Genomic DNA, 16474 nt, shown 5'->3' with positions numbered 1-16474 from the left:
GGCAAATATTAATCCGTCACTGACGTTAACATGATGTTAACTTCCGCCCGTGCCACCCGCGCCGCCCTGCCGCGCCTCCCAGGGGCGCGAGGCGGTGGCGCGCAGCAATTCGCGGCGCAGCTGGGCGATGGCGAATTCAGCAAAGCTGGACAGCACGCGCCCGGTCTTCGTGACGACATAGATCGTGATCGGCGCCTCTTCCTGCAGCCGCAGGCGGACCACGCCGGGCATGTACAGCTCGGCCACGGAAAACTCGTCGATGACCGCGACCCCAAGGCCGTGCCGCACCAGGCTGACCACGGTCTGCGCGAACCGCCCCCGCATCGAATAGCGCACCGGCAACCCGGCCTCGCGCAGCGGCCGCGCGCAGGCCGCGCCATAGGGATCGTTCGCATCGACGCCGATCATCGGATAGCGCACGAGATCATGGATCGAGACGCTGTCGCGCCCGGCCAGCTCGTGGCCCTCGGGCAGGATCGCGGCCAGCCGGCCCCGGGCGGCGATGTCGTTGCTGATCCCGGCATTGTCGACCGGCGTGCTCATCATCACGAACTCGCCGCGTTCCAGCATCAGATAGTCGATCGTCTCCTCGATCTTGAGGATGTTGAGGTCGATGAACAGGTCCGGGTATCGCTGCCGCACCGCGCGCACGGCGCGGGCGGCGATGAACTGCGCGACCGAGGGGGCCGAGGCGAAGGACAGGTCCACCGCCTCGCCCCGCTGCAGCGATTCGACGGCCCGGGTCAGGTTCTCGACGCCGCCGAAGACCCGGCCGATCTGGTCGAAGATGGCGCTGGCCTCGACCGCCGGCACATAGACCCCGCCGCGCCGCTCGAACAGGCGCAGCGACAGCGATTCCTCGGTATGCTTGACCAGGCGGCTGATGCCGGGCGCCGAGACGTTCAGCATCCGCGCCGCGCCGGTGATCGTGCCGGTCAGCATGACCGCCCGGATGACCTCGATCTGGCGCAGGGTAAGCTGTGGCATCGGTTCTGAAATCCGGGCGGGGGCGGCGCGTTGCTGACAGCAGGTCAGAGTTTTGCCGCCATGTCACGCCCGATGATCGGAGGTGCACGGGTGCGGCGCTGCGACCCCGTCATGTCTCAGCCGCGCGGCGCGGCCGCCTTGTCCCATGCCGCGCACAGTGCCCGCGCCTTGGCGGCGACATCGGCCACGCCGTCGCCCGGCCGGAAGATCGACGAGCCGATGCCGAACCCTGTCACCCCCGCCGCCAGCCAGTCGGCCATGTTGCCTTCCGAGATGCCGCCCACCGCATAGACCGGCATGGACGGGGGCAGCACCGCGCGCATCGCCCGCAGGCCGGCCGGGCCGATCAGCTCGCCCGGAAACAGCTTCAGCGCGTCAGCCCCGGCAGCCAGTGCGGCGAAGGCCTCGGTCGGGGTCATGATGCCGGGAAAGCTGGCCAGACCTGCCGCCTTGGTCGCCGCGATCACCGAAACATCGCAGTTCGGCGACACGATCAGCCGCGCGCCGGTCGCCGCGACCGCGCGGACCTGATCGGCGGTCAGCACCGTGCCCGCGCCGATCCGCGCCCGGTCCCCGCATTGCGCCTGCATCGCCGCGATGCTGTCCAGCGGATCGGGTGAGTTCAGCGGCACCTCGATGGTGGTGACGCCCTCGGCGATCAGCGCCTCGGCGATGGCTGTTGCCTCGGGCGGGGTGATCCCGCGAAGGATGGCCACGATGTTGCGGGTCATGCGGTCTCTCCGATCTGCAGGCGGGCGAGGTGAAGCCCGGCAAGGGTGGTGGCCTCGGCATCGGCCAGAAGGCAGGTCACGCCCTGCTGGCGCAGCGCCCGCGCGTAAAGCCCCGACAGCGCCGGCGCGCCGATGATGACCACCTCGTGGCCCAGCCAGTAGGGCTTGGCGCCCGCCAGCTCCCAGCCGATCAGCATGCCCGACAACCGCGAGGCGGCGCTGTCGGGCGCCAGATCCGCGATCAGCGATGCGGCGCGCAGCTGGAACAGCCGGGCATAGGCGCGGTGCGGCTGGCTCAGCGCATCGGCCACCGCCTCGTCGAAGGCGGCATCGTCGCGGGCCTCGCCGATGCCGTGGCGCAGCACCGACTGGCGGGCCAGCAGTGCATAGATCTCGCCGGTCATGAAGCTCTGGAAGGAACAGATCTCGCCTGCCGACAGGCGCGCCCATTTGCTGTGGGTGCCGGGCAGGCAGGCGCAGCCGTCAAAATCGGGCCGTGCGGCCAGCAACCCGGCAAGCTGGGTCTCCTCGCCGCGCATCACGTCGGGCGGGCTGGCCTGGCTGAGGCCGCAGGCGATCCAGACCCGCTGGCCCGGCACCCGGATCATCCGCGGCTGGCCGCGCACGGGCACGGCCGCATAGGGCGCGTCGATCCAGCCCTGCCGCGCGCCGACCATGCCACAGGCGACGACCGGCAGATCGCCCCAGCCCTGCGTCGCCTCGGCGAGGACCGTGGCGAACTCGTCGGCGGCAAGGCCCGACATGCCGCGACCCGAGGCGCGGCGGGCCACGACCCCGCCGCCGCGCATCGCCCAGAGCCGCAGGTTGGTGGTGCCCCAGTCGGCGGCGATCCAGTCGGCGCCTGTCCCGCCGCCGGCCTCGCCCTTGTCCTGCCGATCCGTTCCGGACATGGCATCATTCCCCTTTCACGCGATGCGGAGGGTGGCGGCCCTCGCCGCCGTCCCGTCAGGCTGCACTGATTCGCCAGATCACGTTGCCCACATCGTCGGCCATCAACAGTGATGCCTTGTCGGGGCCGATGGTGACACCGACCGGACGGCCATGGGCCAGCTTCTCGTCCTCGGACAGAAAGCCCCACAGGATGTCGCGCGGCACCCCTGCGGGCCGGCCATTCTCGAACGGCACGAAGACCAGCCGATAGCCGCTGAGGGTCGAGCGGTTCCAGGACCCGTGCTGGCCGATCACCATGCCGTCGGGAAAGCCGGGCAGGGTGCCTTCGGGCATCCAGCACAGCCCAAGCGAGGCGGTGTGGCCGCCAAGCGCGTAGTCGGGCGTGATTGCGCGGGCGACCATCTCGGCATCCTGGGCCACGCGGTCGTCCACGGTCTGGCCCCAGTAGCAATAGGGCCAGCCATAGAAGCCGCCCTCGCGCACCGAGGTCAGGTAGTCGGGCGGCGTCTCGTCGCCCAGCCCGTCGCGTTCGTTGACCACCGTCCAGAGGCTGCCGGTCACCGGCTCCCACGCCATGCCCACGGCGTTGCGCAGGCCCGAGGCGAAGATCCGCGCCGCGCCGCTGGCCAGTTCCAGTTCCCAGATCGCCGCGCGGCCTTCCTCGACCGCCATGCCCTTGTCGCCGATATTGCTCAGCGAGCCGACGCCCGCGTAAAGGCGGCTGCCATCCGGCGACAGGATCAGGCTGCGGGTCCAGTGCCCGCCCGGCTTGAACTCGACCAGCCGGCGGCCCGGCCCCTCCAGCCGGGTGGCGCCGTCGGTGTAGGGAAAGGCGACGATCCCGTCGGTATTGCCGACATAGAAGGTGCCCCCGGCCAGCGCCATGCCGAAGGGCTGGTTCTGGCCGTCCAGAAAGACCTCGCGCGTTTCGGCCACGCCGTCGCCATCGGCATCGCGCCACAGGCTGATGCGGTTGGCGCTGGTGCCGATGGCATGGGCGCGGCGCATCGTCGCCTGCATCGCCCGATCCATCATCGTGCGCGGCGGCGCGGGCTGTTCCTTGGCCTCGGCCACCAGAACGTCGCCATTCGGCAGCACCTCGATCCAGCGCGGATGATCCAGCCCCGACGCGAAGGCGTTGACCTTCAGCCCGGCCGCCGCCACCGGCAGCTGGCCGGGCGCCCAGCCATGCGCGCTTGGCATCTTCAGGGTCATCAGCCCCTGCCGCCTGGCCTCGGGGATGGTGGGCGCCGTGCCGACCGCCTGGGTCCGGGGCGCCCCGAAGCGCCGCAGCGCCACCATGATACCGCCGACGGCGGCGGTCGCCTGTGCCATGAAATCCATGCTCTGCCTCTCGCGTTTCGGGGGGCAGACTAGCGCGAAGCGGGCCGGCGTCAAATGCCTGCGCCGCCGGATGTTCCGGGCGACGCCGGACGGCGGCCGAGATGGTCGAGGATCAGCCGACAGGCCGTCGCCGGGGCCTCTTCGTGCAGCAGATGGCCCAGGCCGGGCAGCAGGCGCAATTCCGCGCCAGCAATCCGCGCCGCCGCCTGAGCCGAGACCTCGGGCGGCACCGCGCGGTCGTTCTGCCCGGCGATCAGCAGGCAGGGCGCCTCGACCCGGTCAAGCGCGGCCAGCAGCGGGTCGATCCGCCAGCTGGCCATCATCTTCAGCGTGCCCTCGACATGCGCCCGATCCGCGATCAGCCGCGCGTAAAGCGCGATCCCCTCGGCGTCGATCACCGATCCGGTGCCCTCGATCAGCCGCCGCGCGCGGCCGCGATGATCGCGGCCGGCGCTGAACAGCAACGCGGTCAGCGGGTTCAGCGCCAGAAACCGCGCCAGCAGCGGAAACAGCCAGCCGGCCACCCCCTCGAAATGGCCAAGCGCGGCGTTGATGCAGATGATCGCCGGCAGGGACGCGCCGGGCGCGGGTGGCCGCAGCGCCAGCGACAGCGCGATGACCGCGCCGGCGGAATGGCCGATGATGGCCGCAGGCTGCCAGCCTTCCTGCGCGCACAGCGCGGCGATGTCCTCGGTCATCTCGGCCAGCCCCGGACGCCGTCGCGGGCCGGCCCGGCTGAAGCCCTGACCCGGCAGGTCCAGCGCGATCACCCGGCTGGTGTCGGCCAGCACCGGGATCAGCGCCCGCCAGCTGTGGGTCGAGGCCCCCGCGCCGTGCAGCAGCAGCAGCAGCGGCCCCCGGCCCGCTTCCTGCACATGCCACAGATGCGGGCCGCAGGCGATGCGACGCGACAGCCGGTGCAGCGGCCAGTCGCCCAGATCGCGCGCCCAGTCCACCGCCTACCCCGCCAGCGCCGCCGCGGCGGCATCGCGCATGGCCCTTGCGTCGGCGCGGGGCAGCGCCAGATGGCGCGCGCCCAGCCAGCCCGCCAGCACCGAAGCCTCGGCGCCCGGGCGCGGCGCGCTGTCCAGGACGATGCAGGGCAGGCGGGCGCCGCGCAGCATCGCGGCAACCCGGCGGGCATCGTCTGCGGCGGCCTCGCGGCCCGGCCGTTCGTCCAGCCCGACATTGCCGCGCCCGTCGGTCAGCAGGATCAGCGCCGGGGCAAAGCCCTGCCGCCGCGCGGCCAGCCCCAGTCCATGCGCCGCGACCAGCCCCGCCGCCAGCGGCGTGCCGCCGCCACCCGGCAGCGCGGCCAGCCGCCGCTTGGCCATCACCAGCGCGCGGGTCGGCGCCAGCAGCATCTCGGCACGGGTGCCGCGAAAGGCCAGCAGCGCCACATGATCGCGCTGCGCATAGGCGTCGGCCAGGAACAGTTCGACCGCGCCCTTCGCCTCGGCCATCCGCGCCATCGCGGCCGATCCCGAGGCATCGACGCAGAAGATCAGCAGCCGGTCCGACCGGTCCTCATGGCGGCAGAGCCGCAGGTCGGACGGCGTGACGATGACCCGGCCCGCCGCCGTGCCGGGGCAATCGGCCCGGCGCAACCGCTGAAACGGGGCGGCCGCGCGCAGGGTCGCGATCAGGTCGATCCGGGCGCGGCCATCGGGGCGGCCGGGCCGGGCGGGCAGCGGGCGGCCGCGCCGGTTGCCGCGGACCCGCGCGCCTGCGCCGCTGCCCCGGCAGGCGGCGCCGGTGGCCCCGGCGTCCGACGCCAGCCGTGCCAGAAGGTGCGGCGGCAGACTGGCCGCGACCGCCTCGACGATCATCTCGTGCGGCGGGGTGGCGCCGGCGCTGTCGCTGTTGTCCTGAAGGTCGCCCTCGGCGGGCTCGGGCGGGGGGGGGGCATGGTCGTCGGGCCGGGGTTGCGGCAGGCGCGTTGCGCGGGGGGCAAGGACAAGCTCGGCCGCCTCGCGCAGATCCGGCTGCGCCACCGCGCCGCGCCCCGACAGCGCCGCCAGCGCCCGCGCCACCCGCAGCGCCAGCAGCGGGGCGCGCAGGCTTTCGATGCCGAGGCTGGCCGCCACCATGACCAGCGTGGCCGCGTCCTCGGGGCCGCCGGTGATCGCGGCAAGCCTCTGGCGGGCCGCGCCGATCATCGCCGCATCGGGCAGGTCGGTGGCGGTGCGGGCATGGCGCACATCGTCGAGGTCCACCGCGAAGGCCAGCCGGTCGCGCAGCGCCGCGGGTGGGACTTCGTCTGGCGTGGCGCCCTCGTCCTGAAGGATCAGGCAATGCCCGTGCCGGCGATCGAGGATGCCGGCCAGCGTGGCGGCAAGGCGTGGATCGGTGCGTTCGGCCATGACCAGCACCAGCATCGCGGGCCGCGCCGCAAGGCCCGCGACCCGCACCATGCGCCCGGCGCCAAGCGAGGCCAGCACGTCGATGCCCCCGCACAGGCGATCCTCGGGCGTGGCCGGCCCGATCCGGTGGCGCGGCAGATCGAGGGGCAGCATGGCGCAGGCGGCGTCGAAGGCGTGCCGCACGGGACCCGCGCGGGCGCGCAGCGTCAGCCCGCCCAGCCCGCCCGGATCGACCGCCAGGACCGCCAGCGCCCGCATCGCACGCGCCCAGCCATCCGGCGGCGCATCGCCGCCACCGGCACCGGAATCTTCACCGGCATCTGCTTCTGGATTGGCGGCGGTCATCCCAGGACCTCGGCCGCCGCCCGTTCGACGCGGCTGGCCGATCCGGCCTCGTCCAGCGGATCGCGGCGCAGCCGGTGGCTCATCGCCATCGGGGCGATGCGGCGCAGATGATCGGGCGTGATGGCCCCCGCACCCTCGTATCCGGCCAGCGCCCGCGCCGCCCGCAGCAGGGTCAGCTCGCCCCGCAGCCCATCGACGCCCAGCGCAAGGCTGAGGGCGGCGCAGAGGCGCAGGATCTCGTCGGTCGCCGCGATCTCCGCCAGCGCGGCGCGCGCCGCCAGGATCGCGTCGCGGATTCGCGCCTCGTCCGCGGCCCAGGCGGCGAGGAAGGCCGCAGGATCGGTCTCGTAGGCATCGCGGCGGCGCACCGCCTCGATCCGTTCGCCGATCTCGCTGGCCGAGCGCACCTCGACCGCCAGCCCGAACCGATCCAGAAGCTGCGGGCGCAACTCGCCTTCCTCGGGGTTGCCCGATCCGATCAGCACGAAGCGTGCCGCGTGGCGGATCGACAGGCCCTCGCGCTCGACGCTGTTGATGCCCGACTGGGCCACGTCCAGCAGCAGATCGACGAGGTGATCCTCGAGCAGGTTGACCTCGTCGATATACAGGAAGCCGCGATTGGCACGGGCCAGAAGCCCGGGCTGGAACCGCTTTTCGCCTCGGCCGAGCGCCGCCTCGATGTCCAGCGCGCCGGTCACGCGGTCCTCGGTCGCGCCAAGCGGCAGGTCCACCACCGGCGTCGGCCGGCTGACGAGGCCCGGCCCGGCCGGCCCGGCCCAGTCAGGGCAGTCCTCAGGGCGGGCCGAGTTGACCGGGCAGCCCTCGACCACCTCGATCGGCGGCAGCAGCGCGGCCAGCGCCCGCACCGCGGTCGATTTCCCGGTGCCGCGATCGCCGAAGATCAGCACCCCGCCGATGCCCGGATCGATGGCGGCAAGGATGATCGCCAGCTTCATCTGGTCCTGGCCGACGATGGCCGAAAAGGGGAACACCTGCCCGCTCATGCCGCTCCGATCCCGTAACCTGCAAGGGGGCGGCGGCCGTCCCATGACCCGACCGCGTCGAGGATGCGAAAGCGGGCGTAAAGTTCCTCTCGGAACCAGCCGCCCTCGCGCACGGCGCGGATCGCGGCGGCGTGGGCACCCTCGGCCCGCGCAAAGGCCGCCATCGCGCCATCGTCGGGCCAGATCGAGAAGGTGACCTGCTGCATCCAGGGAACCTCTCCGATTCCGATCTTGAAGGCCACATCCGGATTGGCGCCGATCCTGCGGCTGATCGCCGGCACCCGCCGCCAGAAGCGCAGCGCGATGGCCGGCCGCAGCGTCGCCCGCGTCAGCGCCGCGACGGCAGGACCACCGCGCCGCTGATGCCGATCGCCGCCAGCAGCGCCAGCATCTGATCCTCGACCACATCGGGCAGGGCACCGGCGATCAGCAGCTGGGCATCATCGGTTGCGGGCAACGCCGGGACCATCGCGGCGAGGCAGGCATCCTCGCCCTCGGTGAAGGTTGTCTCGATCCCCGAGCCGGAATAGTTCAGCACCCGCACACGGGGCGCATGGCGGGCCGACAGGCGTTCGGCGGCCCGCGACAGGTCCAGCTTGATGACCTCGGACGGGCAACTGCCGACAAGGAACAGCCGCCGGATGTCGCCGCGCCGGGCCAGCAGCCGGTCCACTTCGCGTTCCAGCGAGGCATGCGCATCGGCCAGCCCGGCCAGATCGGTTACCTCGAGGATCACCGTGCCGAAACGGGGTTCGGCGAAAATCATGACCCCGGCGGCGCTTTGCAGCAGATGGGCGCAGGTCCGGCTGCCGACCACGAGGAAGAAAGCGTCCGGCATCTTGCGGTGCAGCCAGATGATTCCGGTCAGGCCGCAGAACACCTCGTGCTGGCCACGCTGGCGCAGTACCGGAAGGTCTCGACATTCCGCAAGCGGCAGGGCGGCGGTCCCGGTCATGTTCCGGCCGCCGCTTGCAGCCGGGCCTGTCGCAGCTTCATCAGGAACTGCCCGGCATTGACGGCATAAGTGGCATAGGCGGCAAGGGCCAGCACCATCAGCCCATCGGGGCCGAGACGGACATCGAACAGGCACCACAGATAGGCCGTGTGCAGCGCCAGCACCGCCATGCTGAACACATCCTCCCAGAAGAAGGCGGGCGCGAAGAGATACTGGCCGAAGACTTCCTTTTCCCAGATCGCGCCGGTCAGCATGATGAGATAGAGCAGCCCGGTCTTGACGAGGATCGACAGCGTTGCGGCCTCGTAGCCGAGGCCGGTCGCCAGGTAGCGCAGTACAAGCGCCAGCGAGACCAGGAAGGCCGCGAATTGCAGCGGGGCAAGGATGGCCTGCACCAGCGTCCAGACGCTGCGATCCCGACGCGCGCGCTGGCTTTCGGAATACAGGGCAACCGATGCCGGAACTTTGCGCGCATGGTTCAACATGGACCCCTCGCAATCGCTGCAGGCTGGCCTCGATGCTAGCGCGCGGGCGAAATTAGTGTCAATTAAAATTTACACTTTTGGCCCTGACAGGTGTCACGCTGACTTGTCATTCCTGCCGCCGTCCGACTGGCTGGGCGGGCGCAATTGCCGCGTCGCGGCGGGGAAATTGACTGAGTGTTCAGAAATTCCCGCCCTGCGGATTGCCGCCGATCCGCTCCGACGAAAGGTGTAAATTGAAATTGACATATGATCGGGAACGGGCGCAGTCTTGCCCGACCAGCTTGTGATCTGTGGCCGTGACTTCGGTCGATTCCATTTGCCAGGGAGAGGTGCGGATGGGGAAGGAAGCGACGCGAGCGGTCCAGCCCGGCCTGGACGGCAGACGAACAGCCCTCGACGCCGTAGTGCTGGCTGCGCTGCGCAAGGTGGTCGATGCCGGCCAGCGTCCGCGCAGCCGGTGCGACTGGATCGACGCGTTGTGCGAGGCCTTGCGCGCCGACTGCGACAGCGCCCATGTCGCGGTCCTCAACGCCATCATCGCCAGCGGGATCGAGCGCGACGATGTGTTCCGGTCGCTGATCCCCGAGGTGGCGCGCCGCATCGGCGAGATGTGGGTGACCGACAGTGCAAGCTTTGTCGATGTGACAGTGGCGGCCGGGCGGCTGCAGCGGCTTTACCGCGACCATGACGCGGGCGGCGACTGGGAGTCGCGGACCATCCCGCTGGGGCAGTCGGCGCTGATGGTGGTGCCGTCCTTCGAGGATCATTCGCTTGGCGCCTTTGCCGCAGCCTCGCAGTTCCGCAAGCACGGCATCTGGGTGCACATGGCGATTGGGCTCGAGGCGGCGGAACTGGCCGAGGTCATCAAGGCGCGCCGGTTCTCGATGGTCGGGATGTCGCTGGCCACCGCGCAATCCGTCGAGAGCGCCCGGCTGCTGATCCATTTCCTGCGCGCCTCGATCGACGACCTGCCGCCGGTGGTGGTGGGGGGGAGGGCCGCGGACCTGTTGAATAATGTTGCGCGACGGACCGGGGCGGATTACACTGCGTTGTCGCCCCGGGAAGCCATCAACAGATGCGGGCTGGCAAGCGTGTCGCCGGCCTGGTCGGGCATGTCGCATGACCAAGCGGAGGCGACCGCAGCGGAGTAGAGCGGGTGACAAGGCAGGACCACAGACGAAGCTGGACCAAGGCCGGATCGCTTCCGCAGCCCGCAAATTTCGCGACCCTGATCGAAAGCGCCTGCGACCTCGCCGTCAGCCTGAACGAAGAGATGCTGGTCGAGGGGATCTCGGTCAATGGCGACGCGCCGTCCCTGGGATGCCTTGATCACTGGGTCGGGCGGCAGTTCGACAGCTTTCTGACCGATGAAAGCCGGATCAAGTTCAGCCAGCGCATCGCCGATGTCATGGCCGACCCCGATCTGGCGCCCAAGGCGATCGAGCTGAACCATGTGGACAATGCCACCTGGGAGTTTCCGGTGCGCTACACGATCCACCGCGGTCTCGACGGGCGCATCCTGCTGCTGGGGCGCGACATGCAGCCCATCGCCGAGGTCCAGCGCCGTCTGCTCCAGGAACAGCTTGCCCGCGAACGCGACTACCAGAAACTGCGGGCCGAAGAGAGTTTCTATCGCACCGTCCTCGAGGCGTCGACGACGCCGATCATGCTGGTCGATGCGCGGCAGGGGCGCATCCGCGATGCCAATGCCGCGGCGGCCGATCTGTTCGGAACCTCCGCTCAGGCGTTGTCGGGCGGCATGTTCGCGCAGCTGTTCGAGGGGCGCCGCCGGGACGAGCTGACAGAGGCGTTGCAGGCGGCCGCGGCGCCCGACCAGCCCGCCGGCGTCGATGTCGTGGTGCGGCGGCTGGGGCGGATGCTGCGCCTGATGCCGTCCTTCTTTCGCGCCTCGGGCGATCTTTACCTGCTGTGCCGCATCGAGGAGGCGGACCAGCAGCGCAAGGATCAGGAACATTCGTCCCGCGCGCTGGTGCAGCTGTTCGCAAGTTCGGCCGACGCGATCGTGCTGACCGATGCGCGCGGCGTGATCCGCGATGCGAACGAGGCCTTTCTGGCGATGATCGACGCCACCGAGGCGCGGCAGGCCCGCGGCCTGTCGCTGGCCGAGTTTCTGGCCCGCAGCGGCGTTGACATCAAGCTGATCCTCGAGGCCGCGACCAAGCAGGACCGGCTGCGCAGCTATGGCGCGCAAGTCGTCAGCCGCATCGGGTCGCGCACCAGCGTCGACATCTCGGCCGCCCGTCTCGACAATCCGCGCAGCGATCCGGGCTTCGGGCTGATCATGCGCGATGTCACCCGGCGCGAGCAGATGGCGACCGAGGGCGGGATGGTGTTGATGGGCGATGACGCGATGCGGCAGGTCATGGACCTTGTCGGCACCACCTCGCTGAAGGAGCTGGCCTCGGCCACCTCGAACGTCGTCGAGAAGATGTGCATCGAGACGGCGTTGCAGCTGACCTCGAACAACCGGGTCGCGGCGGCCGAGATGCTGGGCCTGTCGCGACAGAGCCTTTACGTCAAGCTGCGCAAGCACGGCTTCATCGACGATTCCGAGGATCGCTGACCGGCCCGGCGGCCGAGGCGGCCCTGATCGGCCACGGCCTGTCAGAAAACGCTTCCCGACTCTCGCGATGTATAGTTTAATTGACATCATGAGTGTCACGTTTGACTTACAGTCGGTGCGCCGTCATCCCAGCCCGCGGGCCGTTCTCGCGCTGTTCAAGCCGATCACCTGGTTCCCACCGGTCTGGGCCTTCCTGTGCGGCGCGGTGGCGTCGGGCGTGCCCCTTGCCGGATCGGTTTGGCTGGTCATCGGCGGCATGGTGCTGGCCGGGCCGGTGGTCTGCGCGATGAGCCAGGCGGCAAATGACTGGTGCGACCGCCATGTCGACGCGATCAACGAGCCGGACCGGCCGATTCCCTCGGGGCGGGTGCCCGGCCGGTGGGGCCTGTGGATCGCCCTTGCCATGAGCGGGCTGGCCCTGGTTCTGGGGGCGGCGCTGGGCCGATGGGCCTTTGCCGCCACGATCTTCGGCGTCCTGGCGGCATGGGCCTATTCGGCCGAACCGGTGCGGCTGAAGCGGTCGGGCATCTGGGGGCCGGGCCTTGTCGGGCTGTGCTATGAGGGGCTGCCCTGGTTCACCGGCGCGGCTGTCCTGTCCGGCGCGCTGCCCGGATGGCCGGTGATCGCCGTCGGGCTGCTGTATGCGCTTGGCGCGCATGGCATCATGACACTGAACGATTTCAAGGCCCTGAAGGGCGATCGGCTGACCGGCGTGCGGTCGCTGCCGGTCACGCTGGGCCCGGCCCGCGCGGCCCGGATGGCCTGCGTGGTCATGGCCCTGCCACAACTGGCTGTCATCGCCCTGCTGGCCGTCTGGGGGCTGCCGCTGCACGGGCTGGCGATCGCGGCGCTGCTGGCGGCGCAGCTTGCGGCGATGCGGGTGCTGCTGTCGGATCCGCGCGGCCGCGCGCCGTGGTACAATGCCACCGGCGTCACGCTGTATGTCGTCGGCATGATGGTCGCGGCGTCCGGTCTTGGCGGCATGGGGGGCTGAGATGGGGCTGGGCTGGCTGGCTATCCTGCGCCTCGGTCTCGTCCAGATGGCCCTGGGGTCGGTCGTCGTGCTCACCACCTCGACGCTGAACCGGCTGATGGTGGTGGAACTGGCGCTGCCAGCGATCCTGCCGGGACTGCTGGTCGGCTGGCACTACGCGGTCCAGATCAGCAGGCCAAGCTGGGGCCTGATGTCGGACCGCGGCGGGCGCCGCACGCGCTGGATCATCGGCGGCATGTCCGCGCTGGCCGGGGGGGCGACCGCGGCAAGCCTTGGCGTGGTGCTGTTCGCGACGCATCCCACGCTGGCGCTGGCCGTCTCGGTCCTCGCATACGGGATGATCGGCATGGGGGTTGGCGCTGCCCGCACCTCGCTGCTGGCCCTGCTGGCGGGCGCGGTGGCGCCGCATCGCCGCGCCGCCGCCGCGACGATCACCTGGCTGATGATGATCGCAGGCATCGCCCTGACGGCGGGCGGCGTTGGCGCGATCCTTGATCCCTACAGCCCGGCGCGGCTGATGCGGATCGTGCTGGCGGTCTGCACCGGGGCGGTGCTGGTCAGCGTCCTTGCGCTGTGGGGCATCGAACGCGCCGCACCGCCGCCACACCCGGGCTCCGATGGACAGGGGCATCTGATCGCCGGACTTCGCGAGATCTGGGCCGAGCCGCAGGCGCGCCACTTCACCATCTTCGTCTTCCTGTCGATGTGCGCCTATTTCATGCAGGAACTGATCCTGGAACCCTATGCCGGGTTGGTCTTCGCCTTCACGCCGGGCCAGTCCACCGCGCTGGGCGGCGCGCAGCATCTGGGCGTGTTCCTGGGCATGCTGGGCGTCGGCATCGCCGCGACCGGGCTTCGCCTCGGTAGCCTGCGGAGCTGGGTGGTCCTTGGCTGCACCGGATCGGCGGCCAGCCTGCTGCTGATCGCGCTGCTGGGCAACCTGCCGCAGCCCGGGCCGCTTGTGCCGGCGGTGGTCCTGCTGGGCTTGTTCAACGGCATCTTCGCCGTCGCGGCCATCGGCTCGATGATGGCGCTGGCCGGCGAGGGGCGCAGCCGTCGCGAAGGCACGCGCATGGGCCTGTGGGGCGCGGCGCAGGCCGTCGCGGCGGGTTTCGGCGGTCTGGCGGGCGCGGCCGCGGTCGATCTGATGCGCCGGGTTCTGGCGGCCGACGCGCCGGCCTTCGCGACCGTGTTCCTGGTCGAGGCGGCGCTCTTCCTGGCCGCCGCGCTGCTGGCGCTGCGGGTGATCGGGGCGGGGGCCGCGCCGCGCGTGGCCATCATGGCGGGAGAATAGCGGATGTATGATGTCGCCGTCATCGGGGCCGGTCCGGCCGGGGCCACCGCGGCCGAGGATCTGGCGCGGTCGGGCCATAGCGTCGCGATGCTGGACCGCGAGGGCCGGATCAAGCCATGCGGGGGCGCGGTGCCGCCGCGCCTCATCGCGGATTTCGACATTCCCGACCGGCTGCTGGTGGCCCGCATCACCACGGCGCGGATGATCTCGCCCACGGGCCGCAAGGTCGACATCGCCATCGAGGACGGCTTCGTGGGCATGGTCGATCGCGGCGATTTCGACGCCTACCTGCGCGACCGCGCCGCCGCGGCCGGGGCCGCGCGCTTTTCCGGCACCTTCCTGCGGCTGACAAGGCGCGAGGATGGCCTCGATGTGACGTTCCGCGACAAGCGGACCGGCGCCGAGCGCGTGCTGCCCGCGCGTCTGGTGATCGGCGCGGACGGTGCGCGGTCGGCCGTGGCGCGGGCCGAGGTGCCGGGCGGCGACCGCATCCCCTATGTCGTCGCCTATCACGAGATCATCGCCGCGCCCGACCGTGCCGATGCCGAGGCCGGCGACTACGACGCGACGCGCTGCGACGTGGTCTATGACGGCCGCATCTCGCCGGATTTCTATGGCTGGGTGTTTCCGCATGGTGCGCAGGCCAGCATCGGCATGGGCTCGATGGTGCGCGGGGTCGACCTGAAGCGCGCGACCGCGGATCTTCGCGCCGCCAGCGGCCTTGCGGGTTGCACGACCCTGCGCCGCGAGGGCGCGCCGATCCCGCTGAAGCCGCTGGAGCGGTGGGACAATGGCCGCGACGTGGTTCTGGCGGGCGATGCGGCGGGCGTCGTCGCGCCCAGTTCGGGCGAGGGGATCTATTACGCGATGGTCGGGGGGCGCGTTGCCGCGACGGCGGTTGCGGCCTGCCTCGCCTCGGGGCGGGCGCGGGACCTGCAACGGGCACGGCGGCTGTTCATGCGCGAACACAAGACGGTGTTCAGGGTGCTGGCCTCGATGCAGAATGCCTATTATCGTTCGGACGACCGGCGCGAGCGGTTCGTGTCGCTGTGCCACGATCGCGACGTGCAGCGGCTGACCTTCGAGGCCTACATGAACAAGAAACTCGTGCGCGCCCGGCCGATGGCGCACCTGCGGATCGGTCTGAAGAACCTGGCGCATCTGACCGGGCTGGTGGGGCCGCAATATCTGTGAGCAACGACATCCCGGCCTGGGTGAATGGCGTCCTGCAACCGGTCGACAAGTTGCTGGCCCATCAGCAGGGGCTGCGGCACAAGGCGGTGTCGGTGTTCGTCATGCGCGGGCCGCAGACGCTGATCCAGCGCCGCGCCCTTGGCAAGTATCACACCCCCGGGCTGTGGGCGAACAGCTGCTGCACCCATCCGCTGTGGGCCGAGACGCCAGAGGATTGCGCCGTGCGACGGCTTCGAGAGGAACTGGGCCTGTCCGGTCTGCGCCCGACCTATCTGCGCCGCGTCGAATACCGCGCCGATGTCGGTGGCGGCCTGACCGAACATGAAGTCGTCGATCTGTTCTCGGTCGAGGCACCGCCCGGTGTGGCGCCGCGCCCCGATGCCGACGAGGTGATGCAGACCCGCTGGATCGGCTATGATGCGCTGCGCGACGAAGTGGCGCGGCAGCCAGACCGCTTCACGCCCTGGCTGCGCATCTATCTGGACCTTTTCGGCGCGGCACCGCCCAGGGCCGAGGTCAGCGCCGAGGCGCGGGTGCCCTAGGCGCCGGCGTGTTCCTCGTCGGCCAGCGCGCGCGCCTGCGCGATCCAGCCGTCGCGGTCGATACGGCCGCGGAAGGACAGCCTTTCGTCCAGCCACGCGACCTCTGCCGGGGTCAGCCGGGCGATCTGGTCGAAGTGATAGATGCCCGTGTCGTTCAGCAGTTGCGCCAGTCTGGGTCCGACGCCCGAAATCCGTTGCAGGTCGTCCGGGCCAGAGGCGCGGGGCGCGCTCAGAAGGGCAGGGGCCGTGGGGTGCCCGGATGCCGCGGGCGCGTCGGCTTCGGGCTGCGATGCAGGTCCGTCGACGACGCCCGGATCGAGGGGCGGCTCGTCCGGCGCATGGCTGTCCCATCCGGGGACGCCCTTCAGGCCCTCGAATGGTCCCCAGTGGTCGCGGCCCAGACCGCAGACCTGCGTCTGCAGGAACAGTGCCGCCGCGGCGAACGCGACGAGGCCCAGAAGGACGGCGAAGATGACGGCCATGGCCGAGGCGATGCCGATGGCGAGGCCGATTCCGACCATCGCGGCCAGCGCCCAGCAGATCGCGGTGCAGGAACTTGAAGATCTCGAGACGGTCACGTCAGTACTCCACTGGTTTCGCACGGGTTTCCGACAAACATCCTCATAGTAGCGAAAATGCCGCCGCACGTCTTGCGATACGTTTCGCAACGTGCAGCGGTCGGTGCAAACTCGCCCGTCGCCTGTGTCCGGGACGCGCGCGGCCGGCCCTGGCCATCCGCG

The 16474-nt window shown here is 70.7% G+C and carries 16 protein-coding genes and 1 pseudogene; 6 read left to right on the top strand and 11 right to left on the bottom strand.

Annotated features, from left to right (window positions below; translation table 11 throughout):
• Positions 1–36 precede the first annotated feature (36 nt).
• The 10 genes and pseudogenes from Q5Y72_RS09745 to bchF form a co-directional block, all read right to left on the bottom strand.
• A complete protein-coding gene (locus tag Q5Y72_RS09745) occupies positions 37–987 on the bottom strand; it encodes a LysR family transcriptional regulator (RefSeq protein ID WP_305963217.1) in 951 nt (316 codons plus the stop codon).
• Between the two features lie 116 nt (positions 988–1103).
• Complete coding sequence (locus Q5Y72_RS09740; protein WP_305963216.1) at positions 1104–1718, bottom strand: 2-dehydro-3-deoxy-6-phosphogalactonate aldolase; 615 nt, start codon at positions 1716–1718, stop codon at positions 1104–1106.
• Positions 1715–2629, bottom strand: a complete 915-nt coding sequence (locus Q5Y72_RS09735) for a 2-dehydro-3-deoxygalactonokinase (protein ID WP_305963215.1) — start codon at positions 2627–2629, stop codon at positions 1715–1717. The genes Q5Y72_RS09740 and Q5Y72_RS09735 overlap by 4 nt, the downstream gene beginning before the upstream one ends.
• Before the next feature lie 55 nt (positions 2630–2684).
• The gene (locus Q5Y72_RS09730; RefSeq protein WP_305963214.1) at positions 2685–3974 is read right to left on the bottom strand and encodes a PQQ-dependent sugar dehydrogenase; all 1290 of its coding nucleotides are present in this window, start codon (positions 3972–3974) and stop codon (positions 2685–2687) included.
• A gap of 50 nt (positions 3975–4024) precedes the next feature.
• Positions 4025–4930 (bottom strand): alpha/beta fold hydrolase BchO, encoded by a 906-nt coding sequence (gene bchO / locus Q5Y72_RS09725; RefSeq protein WP_305963213.1) that lies wholly within the window; start codon positions 4928–4930, stop codon positions 4025–4027.
• Between the two features lie 3 nt (positions 4931–4933).
• Positions 4934–6682, bottom strand: a complete 1749-nt coding sequence (locus tag Q5Y72_RS09720; protein WP_305963212.1) for a magnesium chelatase subunit D — start codon at positions 6680–6682, stop codon at positions 4934–4936.
• Positions 6679–7686: a magnesium chelatase ATPase subunit I gene (gene bchI, locus Q5Y72_RS09715; protein WP_305963211.1), complete on the bottom strand. Its 1008-nt coding sequence runs from the start codon at positions 7684–7686 to the stop codon at positions 6679–6681. Before bchI ends, Q5Y72_RS09720 begins: the two co-directional genes overlap by 4 nt.
• Positions 7683–7892 (bottom strand): hypothetical protein, encoded by a 210-nt coding sequence (locus Q5Y72_RS19895; RefSeq protein ID WP_371930802.1) that lies wholly within the window; start codon positions 7890–7892, stop codon positions 7683–7685. The genes bchI and Q5Y72_RS19895 overlap by 4 nt, the downstream gene beginning before the upstream one ends.
• Before the next feature lie 125 nt (positions 7893–8017).
• Positions 8018–8641: pseudogene (locus Q5Y72_RS09705) on the bottom strand (nitrogenase component 1); the annotation flags it as partial.
• Positions 8638–9126, bottom strand: a complete 489-nt coding sequence (bchF, locus tag Q5Y72_RS09700; RefSeq protein WP_305963210.1) for a 2-vinyl bacteriochlorophyllide hydratase — start codon at positions 9124–9126, stop codon at positions 8638–8640. The pseudogene Q5Y72_RS09705 and the gene bchF, both read right to left, overlap by 4 nt.
• Positions 9127–9461: 335 nt before the next feature.
• On the opposite strand from bchF, the gene Q5Y72_RS09695 reads away from it, so the two are divergent.
• The 6 genes from Q5Y72_RS09695 to idi all read left to right on the top strand — a co-directional run bounded on the left by Q5Y72_RS09695 (position 9462) and on the right by idi (position 15734).
• The gene (locus Q5Y72_RS09695) at positions 9462–10277 is read left to right on the top strand and encodes a cobalamin B12-binding domain-containing protein (protein ID WP_305963209.1); all 816 of its coding nucleotides are present in this window, start codon (positions 9462–9464) and stop codon (positions 10275–10277) included.
• Positions 10278–10282: 5 nt separating this feature from the next.
• Positions 10283–11710: a transcriptional regulator PpsR gene (gene ppsR, locus Q5Y72_RS09690; RefSeq protein WP_305963208.1), complete on the top strand. Its 1428-nt coding sequence runs from the start codon at positions 10283–10285 to the stop codon at positions 11708–11710.
• A gap of 88 nt (positions 11711–11798) precedes the next feature.
• Positions 11799–12704, top strand: a complete 906-nt coding sequence (chlG, locus tag Q5Y72_RS09685; RefSeq protein ID WP_305963207.1) for a chlorophyll synthase ChlG — start codon at positions 11799–11801, stop codon at positions 12702–12704.
• 1 nt (position 12705) lies between these two features.
• Positions 12706–13998: a BCD family MFS transporter gene (locus Q5Y72_RS09680; RefSeq protein WP_305963206.1), complete on the top strand. Its 1293-nt coding sequence runs from the start codon at positions 12706–12708 to the stop codon at positions 13996–13998.
• A 3-nt stretch (positions 13999–14001) separates the two neighbouring features.
• Complete coding sequence (locus Q5Y72_RS09675) at positions 14002–15192, top strand: geranylgeranyl diphosphate reductase (RefSeq protein WP_305963205.1); 1191 nt, start codon at positions 14002–14004, stop codon at positions 15190–15192.
• Positions 15189–15734, top strand: coding sequence for an isopentenyl-diphosphate delta-isomerase (gene idi / locus Q5Y72_RS09670; protein ID WP_305963204.1), 546 nt, complete (start codon positions 15189–15191; stop codon positions 15732–15734). The genes Q5Y72_RS09675 and idi overlap by 4 nt, the downstream gene beginning before the upstream one ends.
• Here idi and Q5Y72_RS09665 read toward each other — a convergent pair.
• The gene (locus Q5Y72_RS09665) at positions 15731–16312 is read right to left on the bottom strand and encodes a helix-hairpin-helix domain-containing protein (protein ID WP_305963203.1); all 582 of its coding nucleotides are present in this window, start codon (positions 16310–16312) and stop codon (positions 15731–15733) included. The two genes, idi and Q5Y72_RS09665, sit on opposite strands and share 4 nt — an antisense overlap.
• Between the last annotated feature and the right edge of the window lie 162 nt (positions 16313–16474).

It is taken from the genome of Paracoccus spongiarum, from assembly GCF_030732095.1.
Classification (GTDB): domain Bacteria; phylum Pseudomonadota; class Alphaproteobacteria; order Rhodobacterales; family Rhodobacteraceae; genus Paracoccus; species Paracoccus spongiarum.
The sequence above is the reverse complement of the archived record's forward strand: the minus strand, read 5'-3'. Positions and strand labels throughout refer to the sequence as shown.

Coding starts and splice junctions, on each gene's coding strand:
- Q5Y72_RS09745 (WP_305963217.1), bottom strand. CDS start 987: ATGCCACAGCTTACCCTGCGCCAGATCGAGGTCATCCGGGCGGTCATG.
- Q5Y72_RS09740 (WP_305963216.1), bottom strand. CDS start 1,718: ATGACCCGCAACATCGTGGCCATCCTTCGCGGGATCACCCCGCCCGAG.
- Q5Y72_RS09735 (WP_305963215.1), bottom strand. CDS start 2,629: ATGTCCGGAACGGATCGGCAGGACAAGGGCGAGGCCGGCGGCGGGACA.
- Q5Y72_RS09730 (WP_305963214.1), bottom strand. CDS start 3,974: ATGGATTTCATGGCACAGGCGACCGCCGCCGTCGGCGGTATCATGGTG.
- Q5Y72_RS09720 (WP_305963212.1), bottom strand. CDS start 6,682: ATGACCGCCGCCAATCCAGAAGCAGATGCCGGTGAAGATTCCGGTGCC.
- bchI (WP_305963211.1), bottom strand. CDS start 7,686: ATGAGCGGGCAGGTGTTCCCCTTTTCGGCCATCGTCGGCCAGGACCAG.
- Q5Y72_RS19895 (WP_371930802.1), bottom strand. CDS start 7,892: ATGCAGCAGGTCACCTTCTCGATCTGGCCCGACGATGGCGCGATGGCG.
- bchF (WP_305963210.1), bottom strand. CDS start 9,126: ATGTTGAACCATGCGCGCAAAGTTCCGGCATCGGTTGCCCTGTATTCC.
- Q5Y72_RS09695 (WP_305963209.1), top strand. CDS start 9,462: ATGGGGAAGGAAGCGACGCGAGCGGTCCAGCCCGGCCTGGACGGCAGA.
- chlG (WP_305963207.1), top strand. CDS start 11,799: ATGAGTGTCACGTTTGACTTACAGTCGGTGCGCCGTCATCCCAGCCCG.
- Q5Y72_RS09680 (WP_305963206.1), top strand. CDS start 12,706: ATGGGGCTGGGCTGGCTGGCTATCCTGCGCCTCGGTCTCGTCCAGATG.
- Q5Y72_RS09675 (WP_305963205.1), top strand. CDS start 14,002: ATGTATGATGTCGCCGTCATCGGGGCCGGTCCGGCCGGGGCCACCGCG.